Genomic DNA, 25,967 nt, shown 5'->3' with positions numbered 1-25,967 from the left:
TTGACCATTTTCAGTACTTTTGTATTCCTTTAATCTCTTCGAGAAAATCGCAATCAATGCGTGTTGGCTGGGCAGAAATCCTCACTCTATAGGCCTCATATTCCTTATGAGCCTTCGTTATGGCTCCCTTATGATTAGCCTTACCTGAACCTTCGAGCAACCCCTTGCCATAGCGTTGCGCAAAATCGTCTAACTCGCGAATCCAATCTTTCATACACATTGGTTGATGGTCTTCTGCCCGCATTTCTGCTAAGTCAAAAAACGCCGATACAAGATTATTAAGCCGCTGCAATTCTTTTTCGTTGAGATAATTCTTCGCTATCTCAGTTTCCTCACGCGTTGGCTGCTCACCCTCGAATGTTGTAAGACCCATGAAAGGCAGCTCTGCATTTGCTCGTTGCATAATTACTTCCGCAGCAGTATGCCCATGAGCAGCATAGTGTATTTTGTTTTGAACCGTCTTGAAGAATAGGACAGATTCATCGGCCTTTGGATCATAGTCAATACTTGTCGCATATAAATCAAGTACTTGTCGATACAGAACCTTTTCACTCGAACGAATATCTCTAATACGAGCAAGCAGCTCTTTCCAATACGTTCCCCCACCAGCATTTTTTAACGCCTTATCATTAAGGTTGAAACCTTTCTGAAGATATTCTTTCAATTGCACAGTTGCCCATTTACGAAACTGAGTACCCCGATTTCCGCGAACTCGATAGCCAACAGCAATCACCATTTCAAGAGAATAGTAGTTAACTTGATAGTTTTTCCCGTCAGCAGCAGTTGTCCGGAATTTCCGGACAACTGCATCAGCGTCCAATTCTCCCTCATCAATAATGTTGTTGATATGCTCGCTAATTGTTTTCTTTGAGATTCGATATAAATCGACCATATGAGCCTGAGAAAGCCACATGTTCTCGCCATGAAACACACACTCGATTTCCGGAACGCCTGCTTCTGACTGATAGAGAACGATGTCACCTGGCTTAGCGGGAATTATCTCGTTAGATTTCATGGTCAATCGCCTCCAGATAGGTCAAATGACTATCATCAAGTTATCCTATTAAAAAGGTCAGTAGGAATAACCTACTGACCTCGTGTTTCTTGGTAGTCCCGACCGGATTTGAACCGGCGACCTCCGCCTTGAAAGGGCGGCGTCCTAACCGCTAGACGACGGGACCATTATGTATGCCACAAGAGTAGCTTGTCTATTATGCCAAAGCCAATCCTGTACTGCAAGCAAAAAATACGACGCTTTCCGCAAACGCATTACGGACGCTGCCCTAAGCCACCTTCCAAAGTAATAGTCTCGCCGCTCATAAACTTGAAATCGGGGCTGGCAAGTTGCACCACGACGCGCCCTATCTCGGTTTCAACATTGCCATAATGACCCATAGGCGGCATATGTACATTAGCCTTATAAGCATCCGGATATTCATCTTGGAACTTCTCTAGCGCAGCCGTCCAAGCAAGCGGGCACACCACGTTCACATTAATTCCATCAGGACCCCACTCGGTTGCAGCCACACGGCTCATGCCACGAATGCCCTCTTTAGCGGCAGCATATGCACACTGTCCATAGTTGCCAAACAAACCAGCACCGCTGGCAAAATTAATAACGCTGCCCTTTGTCTCTTTCAGATGCGGATAGCAAGCCTGCATGTAATAGAAAGCGGCATACAGCCCAGAATAAATAGCCAAATTGAACTGATCGGTAGTGTGGTCAGCCAACGTTACGCCCGAAGCAGAAGCCTGTGCGTTATTCACCAGCACATCTATGCGACCAAATTCTGCCATAGCTTTGTCTACCACGTTTTGCACGACAGCTTTATTGTCGGCACTAGCTTCAACATCAGCCTGCACAGGAAGCACTTTTATGCCAAATTCGGCTTCTAGTTTCTCCTTTGCCGTTTCAAGCTTTTGCACGTTGCGCCCGGTTAATACCAAATTCGCGCCCTCTTTCGCAAAAGCCGTAGCTATTCCATATCCAATTGAACCCGCAGAACCATCTTTTAGCGCTGCAAACCCACCGCCGGTTACAATAACTGTCTTATTTTCAAAAGCGCCCATAAATAAACCTTTCACCTTGTCTATAAATGATATGACTATATCAAAGAGTACGTTTCATATTGTAAACAGCGCATTAAATCGCACTATCAATAGGTGAAATGCGCCATACAACTAAATAGCCACCGCTTACCTGCATCGTTCAAACGCTATTTGAAGCGCTTGAGCAGAAGTGAATTGCAAACAACCGTTACGCTGGAAAGCGCCATGACGGCACCCGCCAAAGCTGGGGCTAATATACCAACAGCCGCAAGCGGAATCATTATGCAGTTATAAATTAACGCCCAGAATAGATTCTGTTTTATTTTGCGCATTGTTGCCTTTGATAGGCGAAGAGCCACAACCATATCAGCTAGGCGGTTACGCATAAGAACCACTTGTCCGGCATCTATGGCAACATCGGTACCAGATGCCATAACTATACCTATGTCAGCTGCAGCCAAAGCAGGTGCATCGTTTATGCCATCGCCCACAAATGCCGTTACGGCAGCCTGTTTCTTGCCCGCATCGTCGCCCGCTTCAGATGCATTAGCGCGAACTTCTTTTACTCGCTCAGCCTTTTCAATTGGCTTTACGCCCCAAAATACGCGACTTTGCTCTATTCCTACCTCGTTTGCTACTTCCATAGCTGGCTTCTGCGCATCGCCTGTAACCATATAACATGCAACATTGAATTGCCCGCGCAGCTGCCCAAGCGCACTTGCAGCATCGGGCTTAGGTTCATCGCGGAAAGTAAAACCACCTACGTCTTTGCCATCCACAATAACCCTGCTGCCAACTTTTATATCGTGTCCATTAGCGCGCGCAACTACACCCGCACCAACTACCGCATTAAAATCTTGTACATCTACATCGGCAAATGCTATGCCCGCGTCTTGCGCATAGCGCACAACAGCACGTGCCAGCGGATGTTCGCTTTTCTCTTCAACCGCAGCCGCCAACGCAAGCCACTCGTTTGATACATCGCATTTCTCTACAACAGGCGCACCGCAGGTTATAGTGCCGGTCTTATCGAATACCGCAGCCGATAATTTGCACATAGATTCCAGCACTTCGCCATCTTTTATAAGCACTCCCATCTGCGCGCCTTTGCCCATACCGACCATCAAAGCTGTAGGAGTAGCCAACCCCAAAGCACACGGACACGCCACAACTATTACAGCTATAGCCGGCAACAGCGATTGCTGCAGCAATGTATTAACGCCCGCAGGTGGCACAAATAAGAACCATACGCAAAACGTAATAACCGCCAACCCTAAAATAACCGGCACGAATACCGCAGCAATACGGTCTGCCATGCGCTGCACGGGCGCTTTGCTGCCTTGGGCATCTTCAACAGCGCGCACTATGCGGGCAAGAGTAGTATCGGTACCCACTCGCTGGGTCCGCACCGTAATGGAACCGGTGGTGTTTACCGTGCCTCCAACCACCTCATCGCCAACCTTTTTCACCACAGGAAGCGCCTCGCCTGTAAGCATCGATTCGTCCACTTCGGTGGAACCTTCCGAAACTACGCCATCTACAGGCATTTTCTCGCCGGGACGCACTAGTACTGAATCGCCCACTGCAACCTGAGCAAGCGGCACTTCTATCTGCTTTCCGCCCCGCAGCACAACAGCAGTAGGCGGAGTTAAGTTTATCAGTGCCTCTATTGCCTGATTGGTTGCGCCTTTTGCCCGCGTCTCTAATATCTTGCCCAACAAAACAAATGTAATCAGCATGGCGCATGTCTCGAAATAGGGCATACCCTCGTTAATTTGCAAGCCGCTGTTGCCTGTCCAGTCTCCATTTATCGCAGGCAAGAAGGTTATCCAAAGCGAAAATATGAAAGCAATTGTGGTGCCAAGCGCTACCAAAACATCCATATTTGCGCTTCCGCCGCGAATTGACTGAAATGCACCTTTATAGAAGCGCGCACCGCACCCGAATTGCACCGGAATAGTTAACACAAGAAGTACCAAATTAGCTGCAAACATAGATTGGGCGTGCGTTGGATCGGGCACAAACATGCCTGCTAAAGCACCGCCAAACATCATATGTGCGCCCGGAATCATTCCTATGCAGACTATTAGTATTGTTAACACTAGTGAAGTAGCAAAAACATGTATATCGTGCTTGGCACGCACCGCTTCGCGCGCGCGCCGCTTTTCATCAACCAGTGGCGCATCTTCAGGAATTAATTCTGCCGTAAAAGACATATCGTCAAAAACGTGCAGCATATCGTCTACGCTGGCAATTCGCGTATTGAACGTAACCATCCCAGTATTGTTAGCCAAATTTACCGCAACATCTTCAACACCCGGCGTTTGCCGAAAATGCTTTTCAATGTTCGCTGCACAGTTTGCACAATGCATACCGTCTATAGCAAGACGAATAGTCGTAGTTTCACTCATGCTGCCTTCTTTTTACTTCTTTTCAATATATGCGCATATGTTCATAAATTGTATTAAGTAGAATATAGTCAATTAAACATATAAGCGCAAGTCTAAGATAAGCGCAAGACTAGCCGTTACTGTTCAGGATGCTTCCTAGAGTGTTTTTCCGCTTTTGAAGCCTGCATGAACAAGAACAAAAACCCTACCACCCCAGCAAATAGCGATGCAAGAAGAATCGCCAATTTCGCCTCGGACACAAACACGCTGCTGGTATAAGCCAAATTGGCAACAAAAATGGCCATTGTGAAACCTACGCCACCCAATATGGAAGCGCCCAACATGTGCATCCAATTCACACCTTCGGGCAATTTGGCAATATGCAGCTTTACACATAGAAAGCTCATCAACATAATGCCAAGAGGCTTACCTACAACAAGACCAAAAAACACACCCATAACCACATTCGAAGTTAGCATTGCGAATATGTCGCCACCGACTAATGACACATCGGCATTAGTAAGCGCAAACAGCGGCAATATGGCAAAGTAAACCCACGGGTAAAGTTTGTGTTCTAAGCGCGTTACAGGGGGCAACACTTCGCGCGACACATTCGATAAGCTATTCACCGTGGTTAAATATTTTTTCTGCGCCACTATAGGCGTTTGTTCATCGTGAAATTTGTTCGCCAACTGCACACGATCGCCTGACCACTCCAAAAACGTTTGCATATTTATGCGGCTGCCAGACGGTATAACAAATGCCAACAACACACCAGAAATAGTTGCATGTACACCAGACATATAAACGCAAAACCAAAGTACACACCCTACAAGCATATAAGGCACCAGCGAATACACATGCTTGCGATTCATAACAACAAGCACAATAAATACTACCGCAGCAGCAGCAAGCCATCCCAGATTTGGGCTTTCGCCATAAAAAATTGCAATTACAAGAATTGCTATTATGTCGTCAGCCACAGCCAACGTAGACAGAAACACTCGAATGCCGCTAGGTACGCGGCTGCCCAGAAGCGCCAATATACCAAGCGCAAACGCAATGTCGGTTGCGGTAGGCACACCCCAGCCGCCAATAGTCTGCGGATTTGCAGCATTGAATAGCAGGTAAATTACTATAGGAACGGCCACGCCACCAATTGCACCCATTATAGGAAGCGCCGCTTGTCTAATATTGGTAAGCTCTCCCACGGTCATTTCGTATTTAATTTCAATGCCGACCAGCAAAAAGAAAACCGCCATAAACATGTCGTTTATCATATGCGCAAGCGAAATTTCGCCCCACAACGGACCAACCGCAAGAATTACTTCCGTATGATGCCAAAAATTATAGAAAGGCTCGTATGTAGCCGTATTCGCCACTATTAGCGCCGCTATAGCAGCCAGCAGCATAACACCCGCCGCCCGCGTTGAAGAGTGTGTAAAAGATATCAGCTTACGCATCCGCCGATTACGACCTTGCACTTCATCTATGTATATTCCGTGCGGATCTGGATTCTCTGCTGTAGGTTGTACAAGTTCTAGTTTATCGGCTGATTCTTCCGAAATTTTGGGCTCTTGTTGGGTTTTCTCGGTATGTGCCATCTCGCGCCCCTACTCAATCATATGCTATGGTGTTTTCTAAGGATTATAGGGCAATGCTGGCGTCAAGCTATATTAGATTAGTTATCAGAAAGGATACACTTTCGTAATGCTCGACACACAGACGCAAACTAGCCTATCCTTAATTGTATTGTCCACAACAATAGACAGAGGTACGCAATGGATATCAAAGTTTCCGGACGCAAGATAAATGTAAGCGATTCTACGAAAGAATACGCTATCGAAAAAATAGGTGGCGCAGTTCAACAGTTAGATGTGAATGCAACAGCTTGCGAAATAGTGTTATTCCGCGAAAAAAACCCCGCAATTAAGAACGCTGCTATCTGCGAGGTAACGGTATTCATTCCTAATCATGTTGCCCGTGCGCAAGTGCGCGAGGAAGACCTATTTGCAGCCATAGATGTTGCGGCGGCAAAAATTGCCCGACAGCTGCGCAAACTTAAAACTCGCGTGAACGACAAAAGACGCGAAAAGCGAGAAACCGAAGTGGTGCACGATCGCGAAAGTGCACGCGCAGAAAGCGAACTTGACCTAGACAAGTTGATGGAAGAGCTATCCGACAACGAAGTGGTGCGTCGCAAGGAAATAGAGTATTCGCCCAAGACCGAAGAAGAAGCTCTTACCGAAATAGACTTACTGGGACACGATTTCTATGTTTATACCGACCGCGACAGCGGAAACGTACACGTGCTATACAGACGTCACGACGGCGGATATGGTCTTCTAACCCCGACTGAGTAGCGCCCATAGCTTAGCGCAAAGCAAAAATAACTGCTAAATAACTACAGATACACTTTACGAAATGCCTGCAGATACAACGCTTTGCAGGCATTTCTTTATGCGAGACACAGAATACAACGTACCAAACGCAACAACGCAATCGTGTGACGAAGTGCGCGATAGCGCCATTTTCACAGCAGCTTCAGGGCTTTCGGCTGCCTCAATCAAAATGTCGTCTTGCGCCTGAGCGTGTATTGCAGACGCAAGTTCGCCAGAAGTTAATGCGCGAGGATTATCGGGCGTATACGTCGTGAAAGAAGAAGCTAGCGGCACTAATGCAGCAATCATATGCTCGTAATCTTTATCGGCAAGAACTCCAGCAATAAAATTCACCTTGCAATTTTTCATATCGGCAGCCGCCAGCAATTCCCGCAACGACTCAGCCAAAGCATATGCTCCTTGCGGGTTGTGGGCACCGTCTACAATGCAGAGCGGCTCTTTGCTAATAATTTCAAAACGCCCGGTCCATCTGGTATTTTCAAGCCCAGCATAAATAGCATTATCGGAAATGTTCCACCCAAGTGCACGCAGCGCCCACGCTGCCTCTATAGCAACGCTAGCATTAAACGGCTGACAGCTTCCCAATAAACGTATTTGATAACTTTTGCCTTTGTATTCAAAACTGTATAAACCAGAAGAAAAATTGAGCGCACACACCTTCAAATCGTTAAAGTCGGGCATTATAAGCTGGCAGCCCCTATTTTTGCATGCAGCTTCTATAGGGATTAGCGCTTCTGCGTCTTGCTGCCAACTAACAACGCTGCAACCACTCTTAATAATGCCTGCTTTCTCGGAGGCTATCTCGTCTAGCGTTTCCCCTAGCAAATCTGTATGGTCAAGCCCTATGCGCGTTATAACACTAATGTCGGGAGTAATTATATTTGTGGCATCAAGCCTGCCACCTAGCCCCGTTTCCATAACGCATATATCGCAGCCTACAGCTTCAAAATGAACTAGCGCAACAGCGCACATCAGCTCAAATTCAGTAGGATGTTCTCCTAGTTCGGCTTCAACAGCACACGCCGCATCTCGCACGCGCAATGTGGCAGCTGTTAAGTCAGGGGTGCTTATGTCTTTGCTGTCAACACGTATGCGCTCTTCAAAGCGCTCTATATACGGGCTTGTGAACAGGCCTACTTTCAGCCCAGATTCCTGCAGAATAGACGACAAATATGCGCATACACTTCCCTTGCCATTCGTGCCAGCAACATGCACAAAACGTAGCCTATCTTGAGGTCGCCCAAGCTTTTCAGCCAGCGCCTCTATTCGGCGAAGACCGGGTTTCGAAGTAAGCCAGCGCGGTGTATTGATGTATTCAACAGGGTCAAAATGCGCACTATTGCACACGTCTTTTTCCGCGCAAGATGCTTTAATTCCCATTGATTGTTTCGCTTTTCAACAACTGCCCTAAAGTGACGAAGTCGTTCTCAAGCGCCTCGCGCTTTTTGCTATCGTAGAGCGCAGCTGCGGGGTGAAACACAGGAAACACCTTAAAGCGCCCAGCCATATGAAGCTGTCCGTGCAGCCCCGTTATTCCACGATCGGTCTTCAGGATAAATTTCGTTGAAAAATTTCCTAGAGTAACTATGTACTCGGGATTTATGGTGCGCGTCTGTTCGCGCAAAAATGGTGCGCATGCTTCTATTTCCTCTGGTCTAGGATCGCGGTTTCCGGGAGGCCGACATTTAAGCACGTTGGCTATGAAAACCTCTTCACGCCTAAGACCAGCTACACCTAAAAGCTCATCTAAGTATTTTCCAGCAGCACCGACAAACGGGCGCCCCTGCAAGTCTTCGTTTTTACCCGGCGCTTCTCCCACTATAAGGACACGAGCATTCGGACTACCTTCGCCAAATACTACGTTTGTGCGCCCATCAACAAGGGGGCAACTACGGCATTGCGATACACTTTGTCTAATTTCATCTAGCGGAATAGGAATTTTACTCATACATACACCCGAGGCAGCCTGCCATTACCAAAACCAATACAAATTTCGTAGCTCATCGAGCCTAATATATCTGCCATTTCATCTATTGTCGCGAAAGCGTCGCCTTTAGCGCCAACTATTAGCACTTCATCGCCAATTTGCGGTTCAATATACGCAGAAGTGCCCCTAGATCGCTGAGACACCTCAAACATGCATTGATCCATGCAGATGTTGCCCACCTGCGGAACTTGTTTGCCATTTAGTACAAAATTTATGCTGTTCGATAAGTTAAATCGCAACCCATCTGCATAACCAATAGGAACCGTGCATATCTTTGCATAGCCGCCGCTTCTGTACGTAAGGAAATAACTTACGCCCTCGCCCAAAGGAACGTTCTTTACGTCGGTAATGCGCGCGTGCACGCTCATCGCGGGAATTAAATCTATCATGCCAAACATTTCTGGCGTGGAATAGTAGCCATACAGCGAAAGACCTACACGAACCATATCGTATTGCAGCTGCGGGAATCGCGTGGTTGCTGCGGAATTTGCTGCATGTATTATTCCGGGATCGACTCCTAAAGCCTCCATTGCATCTAAAGCCATCAGGAAACGATTGTTGGCTCGCTCTATTTCCATAGTGTCAGATTCATCTGCAGTAGCAAAATGTGTAAACGTACCAACCAGTTCGAGCGCCCGATGAAAAGACGTTTGCCGCAAAAATTCAGCAACTTCAGAATAATGAACACCTATCCTGTTCATTCCTGTATTAATCTTCAAATGATACGGAGCCTTCGTATCTATGCTGTCGGCTGCTTCAGCATAGCGTATAGCAAATTCTACATTGAATACACTTGGCATTAATTTGTGCGCCAAAAGAAGCGGCACAGCTGAAATAGGCGGTTCAGACAGTATCAAAATAGGAGCCTGAATGCCCTCTTCGCGAAGCTGAATGCCCTCTTCCACCGTAGCAACAGCTAGCTGTTCGGCACCGGAATTCAACATGGTTTGCGCACATCGTAGTGCGCCGTGCCCATATCCATCTGCCTTAACTACTGCCATTAGACGAACGCCGGGCTGAAGTGAATTTTTCACAGCCATTGTATTGTGGCGAATAGCAGATAAATCTATCTGCACCCACGACCAACGCTTTTCGTATTCAGGAATTTCTGCAAGCGCCTCTGTGTTATACACTGGCGGCATTTCGCCATTTAAAACATCGGGAACGCGCAGGTAATATTTCATATCTGCAGGGTCGGTATACGACCTTGTATTTAGCTTCTTATTATCGATAGCAAGGCTTTCACGCGGAACCTGCCAGCCATATTGAGCCGCCTTACGCCCACTTTCCTTGTAGCGTACGTCTTCGCGACCCATCTCGGCAGCTCGGCGCGATTTGCGCATAGCATCGCCAGCCGACGTAAAGCCGGGGCTGCGCTTTCTAAAGCCCGTGAAACCGTTAGGGAGTTCTTCCATAGCTATATTGTACGCTAGTTGTGACCTTTGCCGTCCATCATCTTTACGGCATGCGGCAAAGCGTCTACTATTCCTTCCCAATTCTCTGTTGCAGCTTTTGTTGAACCCGGCAAATTGATAACCAACGACCGACCACGTTGCATGCACAGCGCCCGCGACAACATAGCGTATGGGGTAATTTGCAAGCTGTGCATACGCATTGCTTCAGCTATTCCGGGAACATTTCTATCGCATACGTCCATCGTGGCTTCCGGCGTAACATCGCGAAGCGACAAGCCGCTGCCCCCACATGTAAGCACTACGTCGCATTTCAGCTCATCTGTTGCGCGCACAATTGCCGCAGATATGGCGCTGCGATCATCGGTAACTATAACGCGGTCGCGCAATTCCCAACCCGATTGCGCTATTAGCCGCTCTAGGGCATCGCCTGCCTGATCTTCTTTCATGCTGCGCGTATCTGAGCATGTAATTATCGCAAACGATACAGACTCACTCATAACGCTACCTCCTCTGGGATATCTAACAGTATGCACTCTAAAATATCGCCAGCTTTTTTCGACTCTAATCCGGCAGGCATTACACTTAGACAGTTAGTTTTCTGGATAACACCAAAAGACCCCGAACTTTGATTCGTAGCTGGAGTTACTTTATAGGTGCCATCATCTGCAACTGTTAGCACAGAGCGCAGTAAAATCATGCGCGGATCTTTCTTTTTTACATCTTTTGTTAGGCTAGCGCGAACACGCGGATGATCGAAATGGCAATAACCCTGCATCTTGCGCAGCGCTGGGCGAATTATCATCTCGAAACCACAATACGCTGCAGCCGGATTTCCCGGCAACCCAAATACGGGCGTGCCGTTCACAAAGCCAAATGTCTGAGCCTTTCCGGGACGCATATTCACAAGCGTCATTAGCAGCTCGCCGGTATCTTCCACAACTTGTTTTATGAAGTCGTAATCGCCATTTGCAGCGCCACCTGTTGTTATAACGAAATCGAATTGCGCGCTTGCCTGAACTACAGCGTTGCGCAAGCCCTCGTATGTATCGGCAACAATAGGCAAAATTGTTGGAATTGCACCTGCAGCTTTCGCGCATGCAGCCAAAGCAAAAGAGTTAGATTCGCGAATGTGACCAGCACCGGGAACCGTATCCGGCGGCACCAGTTCGCTACCCGTAGCCATAATTCCCACAGTTGGACGCTTGCGTACAGGCACTTTTAACACGCCGCAGCTAGCCAAAAAACCTGCGCCAGCGGTGCCTAGAACTTCTCCTGCTTGCACCACTACCTGCCCTGCACGAGCCTCTTCACCAGCCTGTCGCACATTACTTCCAGCTGCAGTAGGCTGGGTAAACGACACGATAGATCCTCGTTTGCCGTCGCCTTCAACTACATCCACTATCTCGTATTTCACAACAGCATCGACATCTGAGGGCAATTCAGCGCCCGTCATTATGCGAATGCACTCCCCAAAACCAATAGCATCTTGGAATACATCGCCTGCACCTATATCGCCAATTACTTTTAGCTGAACCGGCGCATCCGCGCTAGCGTCAGTCAAGTCGGATGTATGCACAGCAAAACCATCCATCGCGGAATGCGCAAAAGGCGACACGTCTATATCGCTTCGCAAATCCTCTGTTGCAACGCGCCCAACAGCGTCAAGCAACCCCACAGTCTCAACCGGCATGTCGCCAATGCGGCTTAACACAAGTTCTCTAGCTTCGCTAAGAGATATCATTTCGTCTTTTGACATAACACTCCTCAAACGTGGATATATAAGTGCATAGAATGGGCGCCTCGAAAGACGCCCATTGTTTCGCCGCTATCGTTCTATGTTGTAGAAGGCTTTAATGCCTGCGTACTGCGACTGGTCTTCCAACTGTTCTTCTATGCGCAACAACTGGTTATACTTCGCCACACGATCGCTGCGCGCCGGAGCACCTGTCTTTATTTGCCCACAGTTGGTAGCCACAGCCAAATCGGCAATTGTAGTGTCTTCAGTTTCGCCAGAGCGATGACTCATAACGCATGCATAACCATGTGTTTTCGCCAGCTCTATCGCATCCAGCGTTTCTGTCAAGCTGCCTATCTGGTTTACCTTGATAAGTATTGCATTAGCGCAGCCCATTTCGATGCCTTGGCGCAAGCGCTCGGTATTAGTAACAAACAGATCGTCGCCCACAAGCTGCACTTTATCGCCTATGCGCTCGGTCAGTTTGCGCCAGCCTTCCCAGTCTTCTTCAGCCATGCCATCTTCAATGGAAATAATGGGGTACTTTTCAACCAAGTTAGCCCAGTAATCCACCATTTCATCGCTTGTTAGCTCGCGACCTTCTCCCGACAGAATGTATTTCTTTGATTTGACATCAAAGAATTCTGTTGAAGCCGGATCCATGGCAAACATAATGTCGCTACCGGGGGTATAGCCAGCTTTTTCACAAGCTTCACTAATGTACTTTAGGGGCTCTTCATTTGTTTTCAAGTTTGGAGCGAAGCCGCCTTCATCTCCGACGCCACCACCCAAACCTGCATCATGCAAAACAGCTTTCAGGGTGTGATATATCTCGGCACACCAGCGAAGCGCTTCAGCAAACGTGCTAGCGCCCACAGGCATAATCATATATTCCTGAAAATCAACATTGTTGTCGGCATGCACGCCGCCGTTCAAAATGTTCATCATAGGTGTGGGCAAAGTGTGCGCATTAGCACCACCAACATACTTATACAGTGGCAATTCAGCAGATTCAGCCGCCGCTTTAGCCACAGCAAGCGAAGCGCCAAGAATTGCATTAGCGCCTAATTTCCCCTTATTCGGAGTGCCGTCAACATCTAGCATTTCCATATCGACGCTACGCTGATCCTCGGCGGATAGCCCAAGCAATGTATCAGCAATTTCTACATTGACATGCTGCACAGCGTTAAGAACGCCCTTGCCCATATAACGCGACTTTTCGCCATCTCGCAATTCGACAGCTTCAAAAGCACCGGTAGACGCACCGGAAGGAACTGCCGCACGGCCGAATGAACCATCATCCAGCACGACCTCCACCTCGACAGTAGGATTCCCGCGAGAATCGAGAACCTCACGTCCGAACACGTCGACGATAACCGCCATAGCTGCCTCCCTTTCGTGGTTTTACAAACAATAACGATAATATCAAAGAAAACGTCATAGTACAGATTGTTAATACTGCGCGGAAAGATCGGCGTGTGCATAGGCATCGGCATTAAGCGCAAAGAACTTCCCGGCTTTGAACCTATCTAGCGCCACTAGAGCTATCATGGCTGCGTTGTCACCACACGCAGAGAGCGGGGGCATTATAAGCTGCACACCAATTTCTCCACACATTTGCTCGTATGCCTGACGCAGATAAGGATTTGCAGCCACACCGCCGCCCAAGCAAAACTTTTTCGCCCCAGTTTGTTTAAGCGCAGTTTTAGCTTTAGCTACTTGAACATCTACAACAGCGGCTTGGAAACTGGCGCATATGTCTGGCATATTTAGTTCCACACCAGCAGCGCGCTGTTCGTTTATATAGGTGGTAACAGCCGTTTTAAGCCCCGATAAGCTGAAGCGCAAATCTTTTGAATGAATCATTGCGCGCGGAAACGCTATAGCATCTGGGTTTCCTGTTGCCGCAAGGCGCGATATATGCGGTCCGCCCGGATAAGGCAACCCTAGCGCCTTAGCAACTTTGTCGAATGCTTCTCCTACCGCATCATCTATGGTGGCGCCCAATATTTCGTAGTTGCCCCAGTCGCGCATATACACAAGCATAGTGTTACCACCAGAAACAAGCGATACAACAGCTGGCGGGGAAAACGGAATGTCAGCGTCCGATTCAGTAGCTAGCTTATTTGCGTACAGGTGCCCCTCTAAATGGTTTACCCCGATAAACGGCACGTCGGCTGCCCATGCTGCGCCCTTGGCAAACGCAACACCCACAACAAGCGCGCCCACAAGCCCGGGCGCATAGGTTACAGCCACGCCATCAAGGTTTTTGTATCGAATTTGACCCGCATTTTCTAGCGCAACGTCGCAAACTCCACATATAGCCTCTATATGTTTGCGGCTTGCAATTTCTGGAACAACACCGCCGAATCTAGCATGAAAATCTATCTGGCTTGCCACAACGTCTGAGAGAATGCGCCCATCGCCATCTATTACGGAAGCAGCAGTTTCGTCACATGAACTCTCTATTGCCAAAATTAGCGGATTTACAGCATGCACCCGATCGGGCATTTCTATATCGCACTTTGCGGAAAACCCCTGCGAGGTTTCAAGAAGCTCATCCACGACGGCGCTCATAATAACGGCATCTTCACCATCTGAATAGTATCGCGGACGCACACCTAAATGTTTGAAACCCATGTGCTCGTAAAATGCAATTGCCGACAAATTAGACGCACGCACTTCCAAGGAAGCCGATGTAGCACCCAAATTTCGCGCGTCTTCCAAAATGCGCAGAAGCAATTGCCTAGCCAAACCACAACGCTGATATTGCGGTTCTACGGCAATTTTTAGTATCTGAACCTCGCCGCAGGCGATAAGCCCTCCGGCATAGCCAAGTGTGCAACCAAAAGAATTGCTAGCGCGCCACCATGTACGATCGGCGCGAGGCAGCTCATCAGCAATTAGTGCCTTATTCCAAGCGTCTGTCCCCATTAATTTGGATTCTATATCGGCCACATCGTCAATATATTTGGAGGCAAGCGGTGTATACACAATTCCCTGAGCATTTGCGAATTCCCCCACACGAGATGAGGCATGCATAGTAACTCGGCAGTCTTGCACACCGGTATGCAGATTTTTAGGCTCTTTGCTTGCAAGCTTTTTTCGCTCGTTTTCCTCAGCGTCGGAAAGGCGCGTATATACTGGCAACAACTTTCCGGGGTTATGCCGCGAAGCATCAAGCGGGTCGGCAGTTTCCATTCGCCAAGCATGTTGCAGCGCTAAAAGTAAGCCTTTGCCGGAAGGAGTCCAAATATCTTCAGGCAGAAATTCGCCAACACCTACAAACAGCTCCGCATATTTCTGCAACCCATCTCCCCCAACGAAGATATTTGCAGATTCTGATTTGGGAGAGGTGCTCACAAAGCGAGTTCCGCACGAGCCGGAAGCGCCAGTGGCGCTTCCGTGCGAGTCAGGACTGTATGAGCGACTGGACACTTCTCCCAAAGCAGAATCAGACATGTCCGTTGACATCGGAACCGGACAGGTCGCATCAAATTCCTGTGCTTTCACAACACTGTCGGCAGTAAGTCTGCAAACACCTTCGTTGGCTACCTCAAACCAAGCGGGATAAACCTCTTTGCGCATCGCATCCCCAAGCAAAAGTAGCTTTCCGCGCACACCACTATCCCACGCCCTCCAAGCTATAGAATCAAGTGTAGACACGCCAATAAGCGCAACTTCTAAAGCACTAGCAATGCCTTTTGCTGTAGCCATAGCTATGCGAACGCCCGTGAAAGACCCCGGGCCACGCCCAACACACACGCAAGCTATATCTTCGCGATTAATACTTTCGCGCTGTAGAAGCTGATCGATCCGAGGAAGAAGCTGTGTATTCGACGCGCGCTTTGCCGCCGCCTCTGCACCCGCTATAAATTCAATAGAACTATCAGTGGGGTGCAGCTTCCCAAGCCCTATGGCTATAGCCTCATTCGCAGTATCAAATGCGAGGACATACATATTGCGCCCGCTGCGCCCGCGCGTTATTTCTTCTTGAAATGTTGACATAACCCGATTTTACTCGCGAGACGCAATTTCACCTAATCATTCATCCAATCGGCGAGCAATTGTGCTGAACGTTCGCCGCTAGCCCACGCATTCATATTGCGACTGTCTCCCTCAACATTGATTTGTATATGCAGGGCATCATCGGGCATTTCGTCTGCAAATTTATCAGACCATTCTATAAAAGTAACGCCCGGCGTGCAGGAATCCGTCGCATAGTAAAAATCAATATCTTCAAGTTGCGAGGCATCATCTAACCTATATAAATCGAAATGAATAATCTTTAAGCCCTGCGCATCGTATTCCTGCATTATGTTGAAAGTGGGACTGGTGACAGCATCGGCGCATTCTAGTTCTGCGGCAACAGCCTGTACAAAATACGTCTTTCCAGCGCCCAAATCGCCATTTAACAATACAACATCGCCATCGCGCAAATGCGAAGCTAGCTGTGCTGCTTTCATAGCTAAAGCCATGTTAGTCCCTATCGCATTTCTGCCTAGTACCATGCGCAGCATACATTACAAGCCCCACCAAAACACCACCGATTATGTTGCCTAAAGTTACCGGTATTAGATTCGCAGTAATAAATGTACCGAAATTCAACACAGCAGTATTTATGCCTGCATCAGCAATAGCGCTAGCATATGCACCCATATTGGCAAAGATACCCACGGGAATATAGTACATATTAGCCACACAGTGCTCAAATCCCGCCAACACGAATCCAAATATTGGGAAAAACACCCCCAGTACCTTTCCCGCAGTATCGTGCGCGGTATTGCCTAAATAAATTGCTACACAAACTAACAAATTGCAGAATATTCCCAGAACAAAGGCATTCATCCAAGGAAGTGCGCATTTCGATGCCGCAATTTTCGCCGAGTAAACAGCAAGCGTACCTCCGCCAATATCAAGCTGACCAAAAAACGCCATTAAAGCCGCAAGACCCACAGCTCCTATGAAATTCCCCACATAGACTACTGCCCAATTTCGCAAGAGACTAGCCCATGTAATCTCGCCCGATATGGCTGCAGTAACCATCAAAGCGTTGCCGGTAAACAATTCCGCCCCTAGCAGCACTATCATAATAAGCCCGATGGGAAACGCGGCAGCCGTTACCAAACGAACCATGCCAGTATCTGGTATGTTTTGCGCCGCCGTAGAGGAAGCAACGGCTCCTAGCCCTACTAAGACGCCGGCGAATATTGCCAACACAAGCAAACGCCACACAGGCGATGTTGCCTTAACCGGGCATGCTTTTACATAATTGTCAGTTATTTCTTTTGGTGTGTATATTGGCATCTACGCTCTTCCTTCCGAAGACATAACTACATGTTTCAGCAACACCGCAGTGGTAACAGACCCTATTCCGCCGGGTACTGGTGTTATAGCAGACACTATAGGCTCTACCGCTGCAAAATCTACATCGCCGCAAAGCATTCCATCGGAGTCGGTGTTGGTTCCAACATCTAATACTATATGCCCTGCTCTGAAATATTCTTCCCCATATGCACGCGCCCTGCCAGTAGCGCATATAACTATGTCAGCTGCACGTGTAATTTCTGACAAATTTGCAGTTCCGGAATGACAAAGCGTAACAGTAGCGTTGCGCGAAAGCATAAGCATAGCTGCCGGTTTACCCACAACAAGACTGCGCCCTAAAACAGCCACACTCCTGCCAGCAATATCTATTCCATAGTAATCTAGCATCTCCACACAAGCTTGCGCAGTACACGGCGAGAAACTTTCTCGAACGCCAGCAAAAATACCTGCAAGCGATGCGGCGCACACTCCATCTATATCTTTTTCCGGTGCAATTTTGTTGCAAAGATGCAATTCGTCTAAAGTATTCGGAAGCGGACGAAATATCATGCACCCATGCACAGATTTGTCTGCATTGATGCTTTCCAAGACCGCCTCTACATCAAACTGAGATACACCTGATTCAAATTCATGCACATTAACTTTAACGCCAATGCTTTCAGCCTTTGAAATTATGCTGCGCTGATATGCTGCATCCGAACTACTATTACCTACACGAACAAGCGCCAAACAAGGCTGTATTCCGCGCTTACCCTGTGCCTGTACGCAATTCTTCAAACTGGAATATATGGCATCTGCAACTGGCTTTCCCTTTAGCAATTGCGCCATTATTCGCCTCCGCCTACGCGCTCTAACACGTGTGCATATATCTCGTCTGCCAAGCTATCGTTTTCAGACATTATTCTATGAACCTTATTCATATACTGCTTAGCTAAAGATTCTTCAGTCATCCATTCCGTATTTATACATACGTTTAGCGCGGCACCCTTTATCGCAGCTTTGGCGAACACAGCCGCCACGCCAGCATCCGATACGACCATCCTGCTTCCGTTGCGCACCAACATCTTGCATTCATCCAGCACATCTGCACATTCTTGCATTATGTCTAGCGGGATATCACATGCCTGAATAAGTGCCGAATTTAACGCTAATTCTTTGCTGGCTATCTGCTCAGATGTGTCAGCCGGCATTTTGAATGCAGCAGACATAGACGCGAATGCTTCCGCATCTAAGTCGATTAAGCGCAAAAGATTCTTGCGAGTGTTCTTTAGGCGATTGACAGATGCCCTCATCTGTTCGTGCGTATTTGCGTATTTTTGATTGCTTACAGTTATGTTGCCTACCATACTTGCAAGCGCAGCAGCTAAAGCACCCACACAAGCGCAAGCGCCGCCACCACCGGGAGTAGGTGCCGAACTTGCAAGATCTTCAATAAACTCTTCGGTCAACACAGCGTCTACCTCTGCCCTTTTTGAACTGCGATGCTTCCTGTTTGCGCAAACACACCTTTAACATTCATGCACTTCCGAATCTCCGCAAATAAAATGCGCATGCATGTCTACAAGATAAAGCTCTGAATCGTCATGCACGCGTATGTTCGGATTCTTTCTAAGAAGATCGATACGCGCCACCTTGCAATGATGCAGTTTGCATGTCTGCGATCTTACTTGCCAAACCATACACGACCCATCCTCTGCCTGCAAGCAACACCGCGTAGTGCCGCGATCTATAGGATGCACATCGTTTTCCAAGATATAGTTATGTATACGCAAAACTTCTTCGCGCGTCATAGCTATAACATTCAGACTACAGCATTGTCCGCATTGTTTGCATTCAGGAAAGCTGTTGTCTCCATCAAAATGAATGATGGAGACATTTTGCGCTTTGCGGTTGCGTATAAACGCAGCACGAGCATCGCTAGCCTTTTCTAAAAGAGATGCTGTATCTCTAAATGATGCCATACTTTAGAATAACCCCGAGATAACGCCATTTTCATCAACATCTATATTGAAGGCAGCAGGTGTCTTTCCAAGACCGGGCATAGTCATTATGCTGCCAGTTAGCGCCACCACAAACCCAGCGCCAGCACTAACTTTTACCTGACGCACTGTTACGGTGAAATCTTGCGGAGCACCCAATTTAGCGGCATCATCGCTAAACGAGTATTGCGTCTTCGCCATGCAGACGGGCATATTGCCAAAGCCGAGCGCTTCAAGTTGCGCTATCTCTTTTACGGCAGCAGGTTCGAAAGCTACATCTTTGCCGTGATATACCCGGCGCACTATCGCTTCTATCTTTTCGGAAATTGACAGGTCATCGTCATAGGCAAACTCAAATGTTTCGCGGCTGCGACCTTCTGCATCTCCGTCTTGCGCTAGGCGTACAACTTCATCCGCCAGCGCTAAGCCGCCTTCGCCACCTTTTGCCCAAACTTCCGACAGCGCCACGTTCACTCCAAGTTCGCGACATTTTTCCTCTACAAGAGCCAATTCCGCAGGAGTGTCGGTCGGGAAGGCATTTATTGCCACTACGCATGGAAGATTGTATACCTTAGTTATGTTTTCTACATGCTGTAGCAAATTTGGAAGACCGGCTGTAAGGGCATCCAGATTTTCGGTATTCAGCTGATCTTTTGGTACCCCGCCATGATTCTTAAGCGCGCGCACCGTGGCAACAACAACCACAGCATCGGGCTTCAGACCAGCCAAGCGACACTTTATGTCTAAGAATTTTTCGGCACCCAAATCGGCTCCGAAACCAGCCTCGGTTACGCAGTAATCGCCCAACGCCAACGCCATACGTGTCGCCATAATTGAATTGCAGCCATGTGCAATATTTGCAAAAGGACCTCCGTGTACAAAAGCAGGTGTGCCTTCAAGTGTTTGCACCAAATTCGGCTTTAACGCATCTTTCAGAAGCGCGGTCATAGCACCTTCGGCGTGCAAATCGTGCGCAGTAACCGGCTTGTCATCGTATGTATAACCCACCACAATGCGCCCTAAACGCTCTTTTAAGTCGGTAATACTTGTTGCCAGACAGAAAATTGCCATTACTTCGCTTGCCACGGTTATATCAAATCCATCTTCGCGAGGAACGCCATGGGGCTTACCGCCCAAGCCATCTACAATATGACGTAACTGGCGATCGTTCATATCCACAACGCGCTTCCATGTTATTTTGCGAACGTCTATGTTAAGTTCGTTGCCATTCTGTATATGTGCATCCAATAAAGCAGCTAACAGATTGTTCGCGGCACCTATCGCATGAAAATCGCCCGTAAAATGCAAATTGATATCTTCCATTGGAACCACTTGAGCATATCCGCCACCAGCCGCACCGCCTTTAATTCCAAATACGGGACCTAAAGAAGGTTCACGCAAAGCAACTACGACATTCTTTCCACGCTGCGACAATGCATCTGCAAGTCCTACTGTAGTAGTAGTTTTGCCCTCGCCCGCAGGCGTTGGATTAATAGCTGTAACCAATATGAGTTTGCCCGGATTGTGCTCTTCTTCTCTAAGTAAGTTATAGTCAACCTTGGCTTTGTAATTTCCGTATAGCTCTAAATACTTGTCATCTATGCCACACGCTTGGGCAATTTCTTCGATGTGCTTGGTCTTTGCTGCTTGGGCGATCTCGATGTCTGTCAGCATGCGTGCCTCCTAGCCGCGATATGTTGGTGGATGCAACGATTCTAACTCGCAAAAGATGTGCTCAATGCGCCAATGTCGCAGGCGCTGCTTATTTCGCACGCAACGGCAAAAGACAAATTCAGCCCGGATTAGTCATTTTTTATTGCAAAAATGGTCAAAACTTTCGACTTTCCACGGTGCAAAGCGCCAAATTGCACCTATTGAAACGCTATGCTCTGCTGTTTGCCCAGTGTTCTCCATATTTCACGCAGATTATTCGAGACATTACCGTGGAAAGTCGGAAGTTTTGACCACTTTCTGCTGAAAAATATCCTATCAACGATGCGCGCACTAAGAATTTGCATTGCAATCAGATATAAGCCGCAGCCCTTCTAGCGTAAGTTCTGGGTTAACGTGCGTTATTGTTTCGCAATGCTTAGCCACAAGCCCCGCCAAGCCACCGGTAGCCACAACAAAAGTTTCATAGCCCAGTTGTTTGAATACGCGCTTTATAAGCCCTTCTACCCGGTCAACTTCGCCAAGAACTATTCCAGATTGCATAGCCTCTACAGTGTTTGTACCTATTACGTAGCTGGGTGCCCCTAAAGCCACGGCAGGAAGCTGCGCACCGCGGGTAAAAAGCGTTTGCGCAGACGTTTGCAGACCCGGCGCTATAATGCCACCAACAAAGAAGCCCTCTGAATCTATAACTTCGATATTGGTAGCAGTCCCAAAATCTACAACTATCCCGGGGTAGCCATATATTGCCTTCATAGCTACGGCATCAGCAATGCGATCGGCGCCTATTTCTGAAACGTTAGGATAATGCGCGCAGAACAGCTGACCTGCTGTTTGAGCGCTGCATATTAGCATGTCTACCCCGCAACATTCGCGCACCGCGCTACACCATGCCTGAGTCAGCTGCGGAACAACCGAAGATAAAGCCGCTCTATGCACACAAGATAGATCTAGCCCCGCCGATTGAAAAAGCGAGATTAGGCTGACACGCAGTTCATCCGCAGTGCAAACCCGATTTGTGGCAAGTCTCCACATATTTATCAGATCAGATTTGGAATACACCCCGACAACCGTTTGCGTGTTGCCAACATCTACCGCAAGAAGCATATTTCCCACTTCCCCATTCATCTTTAGATACCACAATGTCTAGATATCAGCTAATATATTACTCTGACATAAAGTATTTTGTTTATATCGTTGTAGTTAGAAAAAGAGGTCTGACATGAGTGACGCAACAAGCCGTATTCTTGTGGTAGATGACGAAGCTACAATCACTGATTTCGTAGGCTATGCATTAAAAACCGAAGGGTACACAGTAGATCTCGCAAAGAACGGCGAGGATGCATTGGTGCTGGCTAGCCAAAACAACTATGATCTTTATATCTTAGACATTATGCTGCCCGGCATTGACGGATACGAACTATGCCGCCGACTGCGCACAAGCACAGCAGCCCCTGTCTTGTTCCTCTCTGCACGCGACACTGAACTAGATAAAGTGGTCGGTCTTGAGATAGGCGGAGATGATTACCTATCGAAGCCTTTCGGAGTACGCGAATTAGTGGCTAGAGTACGTGCGCTTTTGCGCCGTGGATCCGGCGATTTGGGCATATCCGGTAACAAAATTGCCATCAGCGGAATAACTTTAGACGAAGATGCTCATACGGCAATAGGAAACATTGGCGAAATAGAGCTAACTCCTCGCGAATTCGAACTGCTAGCTTCGCTGATGAAAAATGCCGGCAAAGTTGTATCGCGCGAAGATTTGCTACGCGATGCATGGGGCTGGGAATATCTAACCGAGACAAAAACGGTTGATACCCACATCAAGCGGCTGCGCGACAAGATTTCCAATGCGGGATACGATTCTGGCTTGGTTGAAACCGTACGCGGCTATGGCTATCGTTTTAAAGTGGTGAATAACTAAGAAACAGCTAAGCATCTCTTAGCTGTTTCAGCTTTTCTAATACATCGGGGCTAATGCGATTAGCTATGGTGCTTTTGCGGGCAATTGCAGGCTTTTCTTCCAAGCGCATACTGTCGTAATAAGATTCCATTTCGTGGCAGAAGCCCTCGGCGCTCATCCTGTCAACACCATCGCCAAATACCGTATCTTGTATAGTAGAGTCGCTTGTCACCACTATGGTTTCCACGTTGCGCTCGCGTGCATCGTGCGCCAATTTTTCTATTACACGATCGGCTATCTGACCTGCAGGAGAAAATATAATTCTAACCCCGCCAACACTTTCAGCTTCCCCACGTGAATACTGGTTATCTTTGCCATCGAACACAATTATGGCTTGCATATCGCGACCCGAATAATTTATTACATCATTTAGCAGGCGTTCACGAGCCACATTAAATGTATCGTCCGTATAGTCAGGCAGCATAATGCGTTTATAACGACTGCCCGAGCGCAATACGTTATAGCCATCTACTATAAGTAGTTTCTTACGCGTTTTGGACATTTTGGCGGAGCCATTCATACATAAATACAGTAGATGCCTGCGCTACATTTAGAGAAGCAACGCAACCCTTTTGTGGCAGAGCCGCCGCAATGTCGCACGTTTCGAGAACTAGCCTAGACACCCCATCGTGTTCGCTGCCCATAACTAAAACAATGCGCCCCTTTAAATCGGCATCCCATAAAATGCAGTCTGTGTGCTCTGTTGCTGCTATCGCCCAAAAACCATCTTCTTTCGCGCGTTCAATAAAATTTGAAATATTTGCAACCTGAGCTATTGGAATATGCGAGACAGCGCCAGCTGAACTTTTATATGTAGCAGCGCTAACATGTGCCGATCTTTTATTTGGAATAACAAGCCCGCTAGCTCCTACCGACTCTGCGGAGCGCGCTATGGCACCTAAATTGCCCGCATCGGTTATGTGGTCGCAAACAACTATGAGCGCATTACCAACTTCTTCGGCATGCGTTGAAGCTGCTGCTAATATTTCGCCACCGCTAACATATGAATAGGACTTCGCTTCTGCCATAACTCCCTGATGGCTTCCGCGTTCACTAATTGAATCCATTCGCTTTCGGGAAATTTCGCGCACTGATATGTCGCGCTGCTTTGCCTTTCGCAGAATGTCTTTAATAAGACCATCGTGTTGCACGTTGTCAGACAAAAGAACGTTGCGCAGAGGAACCCCGCTGCGCAACGCCTCTATTACAGCACGCTTTCCTTCGATATATTCAGCCATGTGTTATATGCCGTTTCCAATATTACTTATTCGAAGAAGGTGGCGAAAATGTTAGTGCCACCCCGCGTCATAGTCTTCATTTTGCCATTGACAAAAACCATAGCCTCTCTCAGGTAATCTAGCGTTACATCTTTGCGCTCTCCTGTGCGACGGCGCTTCAGTTCTACCTTACCTTCCGCCAAGCCGCGCTTTCCTACAATTACCTGCAAAGGCCATCCGATTAAGTCGGCATCAGCAAATTTTACGCCAGCCCGCTCGTCGCGATCATCAATAGCTATCTCAAATCCCATCTGCGCCAAATCGTGCGCAATAGTATTTGCAACGTTCATTACTTCATCATCGGAAGATAGCGGCAAAATGCACAGATGCGCAGGAGCTATAGATGGCGGCCAGATTATGCCATCATCGTCGTTATGTTGCTCTACAACAGCAGCCAACGTTCTGGTGACACCCACGCCGTAGCAACCCATAATGAAAAACTGCTCTTTGCCATCGCGGTCAAGATAGGTGGCGTTCATGGTGCGAGAATACTTATCGCCTAGCTGGAACACTTGGCTAACCTCTATGCCACGCGCACCCTGTAGTGCACATCCGCACTCGGGGCAGGAGTCGCCGGGAACGGTCGTGCAAAGATCAGCCCATTCATCCACCTGAAAATCGATTCCCAGCTGTGCGCCAACATAATGATACCCATCCTCGTTAGCACCAACAGCCCACATAGAAATATTGCGCAAGTTGCGGTCGGCTACTATTCGCGCTTCGTCCGGCAGCCCCACCGGACCCATCGAACCCTTGTGCAAATCGCAAGCTATCATTTCCTCGTCGGTCAGAAACTCAAATCCGGCAACAGCGCGATCAGCCTTGATATCGTTTAATTCATGATCGCCCGGAATAAAGAAAACCACCAATTCACCATCGGCGCTCTTGCCCGAAAGTGCCTTCACGGTGGAACTTGCTGGAATATTCAAGAATTCCGCTAGCTCATCGATAGTATGAACATTAGGAGTTGAGATTTTCTGCATCGTGTCGGTCTTGTGCATGGTCGGATGGCAAATGCACTCAGCAGCCTCGGCATCAGCAGCATATCCACATGCACAGTGTACAAGTTCAGCCTCGCCCGATTCGGCAAGTGCCATAAATTCAGTAGTTACGCTACCACCAATCTGACCAGAGTCGGCATCTACCGCACGCCAAGAAAGCGCACATCTATCGCAAATGCGTCCATACGCACCGCTCATATCGTCGTATGTCTGCTGCAGAGATTCTTGGGTTTCATGGAATGAATACGCATCCTTCATTATGAATTCGCGACTTCTAAGCAAACCAAAGCGCGGTCGTATTTCGTCACGAAATTTCACCTGTATTTGGTACAGCGATACGGGAAGTTGCTTGTAGGAGCGCAATTCATCGCGTACTAGCGATGTGATAAGTTCCTCATGTGTGGGACCTAAGCAAAAACCATGATCGTGCCTATCGTGCAAACGCATCAATTCTGGACCATAATCATCCCAGCGACCGCTTTCATGCCATAAGTCGGATGGTTGCAAAGCGGGCATCATTATCTCTTGCGCACCGATTGCATCCATTTCTTCACGTACGATATTCTCAACTTTTCGCAGCACTCGAAGACCAAGCGGCAAAAATGTATAGACTCCGCTTGCAGTTTTGCGAATCATTCCAGCGCGGAGTAGCAGTTTGTGACTAGCTATTTCTGCATCTGCCGGATCCTCTTTTAGGGTAGGCATATAAAACCTACTGAGGTGGATTATCTCAGTCATCGACTCTCCTTCAGTCGGCCGAGATTCGCCAC

General features: G+C 47.9%; 23 protein-coding genes and 1 tRNA gene. 2 read left to right on the top strand and 22 right to left on the bottom strand.

Features of this window, described 5'->3' with window-relative positions; translation table 11 throughout:
* Positions 1-10: 10 nt before the first annotated feature.
* The 5 genes from G7Y46_RS06480 to nhaA form a co-directional block, all read right to left on the bottom strand.
* Positions 11-1,015, bottom strand: coding sequence for a virulence RhuM family protein (locus tag G7Y46_RS06480; RefSeq protein ID WP_206214106.1), 1,005 nt, complete (start codon positions 1,013-1,015; stop codon positions 11-13).
* 90 nt (positions 1,016-1,105) lie between these two features.
* Positions 1,106-1,181, bottom strand: a tRNA-Glu gene (locus G7Y46_RS06475).
* Between the two features lie 88 nt (positions 1,182-1,269).
* Complete coding sequence (locus G7Y46_RS06470) at positions 1,270-2,070, bottom strand: SDR family NAD(P)-dependent oxidoreductase (protein WP_165062449.1); 801 nt, start codon at positions 2,068-2,070, stop codon at positions 1,270-1,272.
* 146 nt (positions 2,071-2,216) lie between these two features.
* Entirely contained in the window at positions 2,217-4,460 is a 2,244-nt protein-coding gene (locus G7Y46_RS06460) for a heavy metal translocating P-type ATPase (RefSeq protein WP_165253404.1), read from the bottom strand.
* Between the two features lie 116 nt (positions 4,461-4,576).
* The gene (nhaA, locus tag G7Y46_RS06455; protein WP_165253402.1) at positions 4,577-6,043 is read right to left on the bottom strand and encodes a Na+/H+ antiporter NhaA; all 1,467 of its coding nucleotides are present in this window, start codon (positions 6,041-6,043) and stop codon (positions 4,577-4,579) included.
* A gap of 177 nt (positions 6,044-6,220) precedes the next feature.
* Between nhaA and raiA the strand changes: the two genes are divergently transcribed.
* Complete coding sequence (gene raiA, locus G7Y46_RS06450) at positions 6,221-6,802, top strand: ribosome-associated translation inhibitor RaiA (protein WP_165062446.1); 582 nt, start codon at positions 6,221-6,223, stop codon at positions 6,800-6,802.
* A 54-nt stretch (positions 6,803-6,856) separates the two neighbouring features.
* Here raiA and G7Y46_RS06445 read toward each other — a convergent pair whose 3' ends face one another.
* From G7Y46_RS06445 to G7Y46_RS06380, 14 genes are all read right to left on the bottom strand, one after another.
* The gene (locus G7Y46_RS06445; protein WP_165253400.1) at positions 6,857-8,221 is read right to left on the bottom strand and encodes a folylpolyglutamate synthase/dihydrofolate synthase family protein; all 1,365 of its coding nucleotides are present in this window, start codon (positions 8,219-8,221) and stop codon (positions 6,857-6,859) included.
* Positions 8,211-8,789 carry a uracil-DNA glycosylase gene (locus G7Y46_RS06440; protein WP_165253398.1) on the bottom strand — a complete coding sequence of 193 codons (579 nt, stop codon included), beginning with the start codon at positions 8,787-8,789 and terminating at the stop codon, positions 8,211-8,213. The genes G7Y46_RS06445 and G7Y46_RS06440 overlap by 11 nt, the downstream gene beginning before the upstream one ends.
* Positions 8,786-10,243: an alanine racemase gene (gene alr, locus G7Y46_RS06435; RefSeq protein WP_165253396.1), complete on the bottom strand. Its 1,458-nt coding sequence runs from the start codon at positions 10,241-10,243 to the stop codon at positions 8,786-8,788. Before alr ends, G7Y46_RS06440 begins: the two co-directional genes overlap by 4 nt.
* A 14-nt stretch (positions 10,244-10,257) precedes the next feature.
* Entirely contained in the window at positions 10,258-10,740 is a 483-nt protein-coding gene (locus tag G7Y46_RS06430; RefSeq protein ID WP_165253394.1) for a MogA/MoaB family molybdenum cofactor biosynthesis protein, read from the bottom strand.
* Positions 10,737-11,999, bottom strand: coding sequence for a gephyrin-like molybdotransferase Glp (gene glp / locus G7Y46_RS06425; RefSeq protein ID WP_165253392.1), 1,263 nt, complete (start codon positions 11,997-11,999; stop codon positions 10,737-10,739). Before glp ends, G7Y46_RS06430 begins: the two co-directional genes overlap by 4 nt.
* A 69-nt stretch (positions 12,000-12,068) precedes the next feature.
* The gene (eno, locus tag G7Y46_RS06420) at positions 12,069-13,361 is read right to left on the bottom strand and encodes a phosphopyruvate hydratase (protein WP_165062440.1); all 1,293 of its coding nucleotides are present in this window, start codon (positions 13,359-13,361) and stop codon (positions 12,069-12,071) included.
* A 69-nt stretch (positions 13,362-13,430) separates the two neighbouring features.
* Positions 13,431-15,986 (bottom strand): tRNA (adenosine(37)-N6)-threonylcarbamoyltransferase complex transferase subunit TsaD, encoded by a 2,556-nt coding sequence (gene tsaD, locus G7Y46_RS06415; protein WP_241157078.1) that lies wholly within the window; start codon positions 15,984-15,986, stop codon positions 13,431-13,433.
* 32 nt (positions 15,987-16,018) lie between these two features.
* A complete protein-coding gene (tsaE, locus tag G7Y46_RS06410) occupies positions 16,019-16,456 on the bottom strand; it encodes a tRNA (adenosine(37)-N6)-threonylcarbamoyltransferase complex ATPase subunit type 1 TsaE (RefSeq protein WP_165253390.1) in 438 nt (145 codons plus the stop codon).
* Between the two features lies 1 nt (position 16,457).
* Positions 16,458-17,285: a formate/nitrite transporter family protein gene (locus G7Y46_RS06405; protein WP_165062439.1), complete on the bottom strand. Its 828-nt coding sequence runs from the start codon at positions 17,283-17,285 to the stop codon at positions 16,458-16,460.
* Positions 17,286-18,134 (bottom strand): bifunctional 5,10-methylenetetrahydrofolate dehydrogenase/5,10-methenyltetrahydrofolate cyclohydrolase, encoded by an 849-nt coding sequence (locus G7Y46_RS06400; RefSeq protein ID WP_165253380.1) that lies wholly within the window; start codon positions 18,132-18,134, stop codon positions 17,286-17,288.
* Entirely contained in the window at positions 18,134-18,757 is a 624-nt protein-coding gene (locus G7Y46_RS06395) for a cyclodeaminase/cyclohydrolase family protein (RefSeq protein WP_165253378.1), read from the bottom strand. The genes G7Y46_RS06400 and G7Y46_RS06395 overlap by 1 nt, the downstream gene beginning before the upstream one ends.
* A 57-nt stretch (positions 18,758-18,814) precedes the next feature.
* Positions 18,815-19,267 carry a YkgJ family cysteine cluster protein gene (locus G7Y46_RS06390; RefSeq protein ID WP_165253376.1) on the bottom strand — a complete coding sequence of 151 codons (453 nt, stop codon included), beginning with the start codon at positions 19,265-19,267 and terminating at the stop codon, positions 18,815-18,817.
* Between the two features lie 3 nt (positions 19,268-19,270).
* The gene (locus tag G7Y46_RS06385; RefSeq protein ID WP_165253374.1) at positions 19,271-20,959 is read right to left on the bottom strand and encodes a formate--tetrahydrofolate ligase; all 1,689 of its coding nucleotides are present in this window, start codon (positions 20,957-20,959) and stop codon (positions 19,271-19,273) included.
* Between the two features lie 330 nt (positions 20,960-21,289).
* On the bottom strand, positions 21,290-22,084 hold the full coding sequence (locus G7Y46_RS06380; RefSeq protein ID WP_241157077.1) for a type III pantothenate kinase: 795 nt from the start codon (positions 22,082-22,084) through the stop codon (positions 21,290-21,292).
* 94 nt (positions 22,085-22,178) lie between these two features.
* Here G7Y46_RS06380 and G7Y46_RS06375 point away from each other — a divergent pair, with 94 nt between their 5' ends.
* Entirely contained in the window at positions 22,179-22,880 is a 702-nt protein-coding gene (locus G7Y46_RS06375) for a response regulator transcription factor (RefSeq protein WP_165062434.1), read from the top strand.
* Positions 22,881-22,887: 7 nt separating this feature from the next.
* On the opposite strand, the gene G7Y46_RS06370 is transcribed toward G7Y46_RS06375, so the two are convergent.
* The 3 genes from G7Y46_RS06370 to G7Y46_RS06360 are packed head-to-tail and all read right to left on the bottom strand — an operon-like array spanning position 22,888 to position 25,935.
* On the bottom strand, positions 22,888-23,421 hold the full coding sequence (locus G7Y46_RS06370) for an NYN domain-containing protein (protein ID WP_165062433.1): 534 nt from the start codon (positions 23,419-23,421) through the stop codon (positions 22,888-22,890).
* The gene (gene rlmB / locus G7Y46_RS06365) at positions 23,405-24,157 is read right to left on the bottom strand and encodes a 23S rRNA (guanosine(2251)-2'-O)-methyltransferase RlmB (RefSeq protein ID WP_165253373.1); all 753 of its coding nucleotides are present in this window, start codon (positions 24,155-24,157) and stop codon (positions 23,405-23,407) included. Before rlmB ends, G7Y46_RS06370 begins: the two co-directional genes overlap by 17 nt.
* A gap of 26 nt (positions 24,158-24,183) precedes the next feature.
* Positions 24,184-25,935, bottom strand: coding sequence for a proline--tRNA ligase (locus G7Y46_RS06360; RefSeq protein WP_165253371.1), 1,752 nt, complete (start codon positions 25,933-25,935; stop codon positions 24,184-24,186).
* Positions 25,936-25,967 lie beyond the last annotated feature (32 nt).

This window comes from Adlercreutzia sp. ZJ304 (genome assembly GCF_011039075.1).
Taxonomy (GTDB): domain Bacteria; phylum Actinomycetota; class Coriobacteriia; order Coriobacteriales; family Eggerthellaceae; genus Adlercreutzia_A.
This window is presented reverse-complemented; position numbering and strand designations above follow the sequence as displayed.

Coding starts and splice junctions, on each gene's coding strand:
- G7Y46_RS06360 (WP_165253371.1), bottom strand. CDS start 25,935: ATGACTGAGATAATCCACCTCAGTAGGTTTTATATGCCTACCCTAAAA.
- G7Y46_RS06470 (WP_165062449.1), bottom strand. CDS start 2,070: ATGGGCGCTTTTGAAAATAAGACAGTTATTGTAACCGGCGGTGGGTTT.
- G7Y46_RS06405 (WP_165062439.1), bottom strand. CDS start 17,285: ATGCCAATATACACACCAAAAGAAATAACTGACAATTATGTAAAAGCA.
- nhaA (WP_165253402.1), bottom strand. CDS start 6,043: ATGGCACATACCGAGAAAACCCAACAAGAGCCCAAAATTTCGGAAGAA.
- G7Y46_RS06380 (WP_241157077.1), bottom strand. CDS start 22,084: ATGAATGGGGAAGTGGGAAATATGCTTCTTGCGGTAGATGTTGGCAAC.
- G7Y46_RS06440 (WP_165253398.1), bottom strand. CDS start 8,789: ATGAGTAAAATTCCTATTCCGCTAGATGAAATTAGACAAAGTGTATCG.
- G7Y46_RS06460 (WP_165253404.1), bottom strand. CDS start 4,460: ATGAGTGAAACTACGACTATTCGTCTTGCTATAGACGGTATGCATTGT.
- G7Y46_RS06400 (WP_165253380.1), bottom strand. CDS start 18,134: ATGGCGCAATTGCTAAAGGGAAAGCCAGTTGCAGATGCCATATATTCC.
- eno (WP_165062440.1), bottom strand. CDS start 13,361: ATGGCGGTTATCGTCGACGTGTTCGGACGTGAGGTTCTCGATTCTCGC.
- G7Y46_RS06480 (WP_206214106.1), bottom strand. CDS start 1,015: ATGAAATCTAACGAGATAATTCCCGCTAAGCCAGGTGACATCGTTCTC.
- G7Y46_RS06385 (WP_165253374.1), bottom strand. CDS start 20,959: ATGCTGACAGACATCGAGATCGCCCAAGCAGCAAAGACCAAGCACATC.
- tsaD (WP_241157078.1), bottom strand. CDS start 15,986: ATGTCAACATTTCAAGAAGAAATAACGCGCGGGCGCAGCGGGCGCAAT.
- G7Y46_RS06445 (WP_165253400.1), bottom strand. CDS start 8,221: ATGGGAATTAAAGCATCTTGCGCGGAAAAAGACGTGTGCAATAGTGCG.
- alr (WP_165253396.1), bottom strand. CDS start 10,243: ATGGAAGAACTCCCTAACGGTTTCACGGGCTTTAGAAAGCGCAGCCCC.
- G7Y46_RS06390 (WP_165253376.1), bottom strand. CDS start 19,267: ATGGCATCATTTAGAGATACAGCATCTCTTTTAGAAAAGGCTAGCGAT.
- tsaE (WP_165253390.1), bottom strand. CDS start 16,456: ATGGCTTTAGCTATGAAAGCAGCACAGCTAGCTTCGCATTTGCGCGAT.
- G7Y46_RS06370 (WP_165062433.1), bottom strand. CDS start 23,421: ATGTCCAAAACGCGTAAGAAACTACTTATAGTAGATGGCTATAACGTA.
- G7Y46_RS06375 (WP_165062434.1), top strand. CDS start 22,179: ATGAGTGACGCAACAAGCCGTATTCTTGTGGTAGATGACGAAGCTACA.
- rlmB (WP_165253373.1), bottom strand. CDS start 24,157: ATGGCTGAATATATCGAAGGAAAGCGTGCTGTAATAGAGGCGTTGCGC.
- G7Y46_RS06430 (WP_165253394.1), bottom strand. CDS start 10,740: ATGAGTGAGTCTGTATCGTTTGCGATAATTACATGCTCAGATACGCGC.
- raiA (WP_165062446.1), top strand. CDS start 6,221: ATGGATATCAAAGTTTCCGGACGCAAGATAAATGTAAGCGATTCTACG.
- glp (WP_165253392.1), bottom strand. CDS start 11,999: ATGTCAAAAGACGAAATGATATCTCTTAGCGAAGCTAGAGAACTTGTG.